5 protein-coding genes are annotated in these 3,447 nt (G+C 40.5%); 1 reads left to right on the top strand and 4 read right to left on the bottom strand.

Going from position 1 to position 3,447, the window contains the following annotated elements:
* The first annotated feature begins 113 nt into the window (after positions 1 to 113).
* The gene (locus PHN32_09130) at positions 114 to 1,379 is read left to right on the top strand and encodes a hypothetical protein (protein MDD3777750.1); all 1,266 of its coding nucleotides are present in this window, start codon (positions 114 to 116) and stop codon (positions 1,377 to 1,379) included.
* Positions 1,380 to 1,517: 138 nt separating this feature from the next.
* On the opposite strand, the gene PHN32_09125 is transcribed toward PHN32_09130, so the two are convergent.
* From PHN32_09125 to PHN32_09110, 4 genes are all read right to left on the bottom strand, one after another.
* The gene (locus PHN32_09125) at positions 1,518 to 2,156 is read right to left on the bottom strand and encodes a class I SAM-dependent methyltransferase (protein MDD3777749.1); all 639 of its coding nucleotides are present in this window, start codon (positions 2,154 to 2,156) and stop codon (positions 1,518 to 1,520) included.
* Positions 2,157 to 2,184: 28 nt separating this feature from the next.
* Positions 2,185 to 2,748 carry a class I SAM-dependent methyltransferase gene (locus PHN32_09120; protein MDD3777748.1) on the bottom strand — a complete coding sequence of 188 codons (564 nt, stop codon included), beginning with the start codon at positions 2,746 to 2,748 and terminating at the stop codon, positions 2,185 to 2,187.
* 14 nt (positions 2,749 to 2,762) lie between these two features.
* Positions 2,763 to 3,179 (bottom strand): secondary thiamine-phosphate synthase enzyme YjbQ, encoded by a 417-nt coding sequence (locus PHN32_09115; protein MDD3777747.1) that lies wholly within the window; start codon positions 3,177 to 3,179, stop codon positions 2,763 to 2,765.
* 10 nt (positions 3,180 to 3,189) lie between these two features.
* On the bottom strand, positions 3,190 to 3,447 hold a 258-nt coding region (locus PHN32_09110; protein ID MDD3777746.1), incomplete at its 5' end, for an HIRAN domain-containing protein.

Below are 3,447 nucleotides of genomic sequence, written 5' to 3'. Positions count from 1 at the left end.
CCAAAAGAGGCTTACTTTTTAAAATTGCTGGCTGTGAAGTTTTATTCAACTTTTAATTGTAATTAAAGCCGAATACCTATATCATTAGCTGAACTTTGTAACCAAAAGGATTTATGGCCCATACCTATATTAAACCGCTGGGGGAACATGTACCCGGTCAAACTTCTAGCCTTAGCCTTAACCAGGTTAAGGAATTTGTAGCTGTACCTTATCATATTGAATGGTACCACAGCCCCCAGTCACAAAAGGTTTTCCCTTTAATTTTACAGGAGCTTTCAGATTTTAACTGCACCCGGACCAAAGTTCCCTTTCTGATAGAGAGAAACCCTTATTTTGATCATGCACAAATAAAATACTTTATAGCTTACCAGGGGTCTAAGCCGGTAGGCCGTATAGCAGCTTTCATAGATAGAAATTACCGGCCGGAAACCGGCTGGATAGGCAGTTTTGAATCCATACCGGACCAGGATACCGCTTTTATGTTGCTGGATGCTGCCATATCCTACCTAAGGGAAAACCGTTGCCGCACAGTTATTGGGCCAGCAAAATTTAATGCTGCCGGTGAGGTGGGATTGCTGGTAGATGGTTTTGAAAATAAGCCTTCTTTTATGGAACCCTATCACCCTCCCTATTATCAGGACTTTTTTAACCGGTACGGGTTTATCAAAAAAAATGACTGGTATAGCGTGAGCACCGATTCCATCTTATCCAAGGATTATATGGATAAGATTACCAGGGTTACTGCCAGGATAAACAGGGGCAAAAGAAACCATCAGTCCAATGGATACCATATAAGAAACATTGATTTTTCCCAAATGGACCAGGAAATTGTAATTATCAGGGACCTTTATAATACTATCTGGAATGAAGGCCATCATCCCCAGCAGGTAAAGATGACTGATGAAGAATTTAAGGTACTGGCTTTAGGGATAAAAGAAATTGCCTTACAGGATTTTATATTTATAGCAGAAAAAGACGGCCGGCCCATAGCGGTATCGGTAAATCTACCCGATATAAATGAAGTTATAAGCCATTATGACAGCCAGAGAACCCCTGGGGCTGGTACTGGATGGTTTAACCTGAGGGACCTAAAAAGGGATTTATGTATCTTTCTTTCCATTAAAAAGAAGCTTAAAACCAAAGATTTTGACCGGTTAAGGTTATTTATTTTAGGTATAAAAAAAGAATACCGGAAAAACGGGCTGGATTCCAGGCTATACTTTTCCATTGCCCAAAAAGCCATTGCCGCAAATATTCACCATGGGTCTGCTTCCCAGCTGGCGGATATTAATATGGATATCATCAACCCAATCTTTAAGATGGGAAATGTGGCCATGACCTGGAGGGTCTATAAGCTGGATATCTCTGAGCCCGGTTAAATGCTGGTTATGCTTACTATCAATTAATCCTAATTAAACCTTTTTACTGATTGCCTGAAACTATACTTTTTGCTGCCAATGATTCATTTTTAAATATTTAGCCCCAGGATAGCCGCAAGAATCAATTATTGTATTTGTTCAGGCGCCTGGTTTTTGTCCCCTTATGACTACAAAAGAACCTTGTCCATACCCCTTTAAGGGTTTTTCTACTCCCTCCATATCCTGGACAGGCTTAAACAAGGTTTGGCTGTAAGTAAGGTTAATAAATCCCGCATCTTTAATATAGCCGGTAAGCTGGGCCACGGAATAGAAAACAGCATCCCGGTAAAATATATTCTGGTGTTTTATAGCCTGGTATAATCTTCCCATTAAGCTGTTCTTGTCAATGAACCCTATTAGCAGCCAACCTCCGGGCTCCGATACTCTTGACACTTCCTGGAAGGCCAGGTTTATATCATTTAAAAAGCAAACCGTGGTTACCATCAATACCAGGTCAAAGCTATTATCTTTAAAGGGCATGCTTTCCGCTACCCCTACAGTTACTTCAATATTTCTTTTCCTGGCTACTTCTGCCATATTTGCGGAAGGTTCCAAGCCATACCTTAGGCCTAAGGGCTGGGCAAACCTTCCCGTGCCTACCCCTACTTCCATTCCCCTTTTAAAAGGAGGGATTATCTCTTTTATAGCCAACAGCTCAGACTGATAAGCATACTCATGGTCATCAAACCATCTATCGTATTGTTTAAAATGTTTTTCAAAGGGTTCTATGCCAGGCAAAATGCCCTGCCTCCCGCTATATTGCATTTTAACTTTTAGAAAAATTTAAGATAACATCTTCTACTGGTTCATCATCATGAATGAGGGTTACCTGCATTCTTTGCTTGAGATTGAAATTATTTTGTTCTACTGCTTCTATCACCCGTTCCACCTCTATATGCTTAGGGTAGATTGAAAGCAGCCCCCCAGGTTTTAATATTCTGTTGACTTCCACTAACAGCCTTGCTCTTTCCTGATCCGTAAAGTAATGGTCATGTATTACATCGTATAAAAATACGGCATCTAGAATTTCTCTTCCCAGTGGTATCTTAAGTTTGTCTGAACTGTGGATGATCTTAATATTGGTTAACTTTTCAAAAAATATTCTCTTTTTAAGGCTATCCAGGGTATCTGCCCTTAAGTCCATAGCATAGACCAAGCCCCTTCTGCCTATGGCCCTAGCTAATGGTATGGTGTAGTTGCCCTTACCACAGCCAAAATCAAGTATTTTTTGGCCAATCCTTATACCTATTTTTTCAAAAAAATACATCTGGATGTCTCCTATTATTTTTGGGCATTTACCCATAATAGTAGAAAACATCCCTTTTTTCAAACAATATTTTATCTCTATTGCCCTATCACCTGCACATAGATTCTCCTGGTACGGGGACGGTTATCATGATCTATTAATACTACCTGCTGCCAGGTACCCAGTACCAGGTGTCCTTCTTTAAAAGGCAAGGTGGTGCTGGGACCCATAAGGGTAGCCCTTATATGGGAAAAACCGTTATCGTCTCCCCAGGTCTGGGAATGCCTGGTAACCTTATCTTTGGATACCATTTCTTCTAGTTGATCCTTTATATCCTCTGCTAAAGCAGGTTCAAATTCCATGGTAGACACCGAAGCCGTAGATCCTATTACTGATATACAGGCTACACCTTCCTTTAGCCTGGATTGGCCTATCACCTGTTGAACCAATGAGGTCATATCCCTTATATCTGAATAGCCTTCAGTCTCCATGCTTATTTCTTTGCCAAATACCATATAATCCTCCTCAATACTCCCTCATGTATACTTTTATGCCTATTTGTAAGTAATCGCCATTTTTTTGTTTGTTTTCTACCACTGCATATATGGCTTTGCCAGCATCCATCAGCCTGGATATAATTTCATTCTTTCTCTGAGGCAAATACCCCAGTTTATTCTGGTCCAGGTCTAAAATGGCAATAGCTTTATCATCATAGGGATTATTGCTTTCCCTTCTTAATATCAGGTGGCTGCCTTCTTTCAGCATATCCCCTACTTCCCCTGC

The sequence above is a fragment of the Actinomycetota bacterium genome, assembly GCA_028698215.1.
Taxonomy (GTDB): Bacteria; Actinomycetota; Humimicrobiia; order Humimicrobiales; family Humimicrobiaceae; genus Halolacustris.
This window is presented reverse-complemented; position numbering and strand designations above follow the sequence as displayed.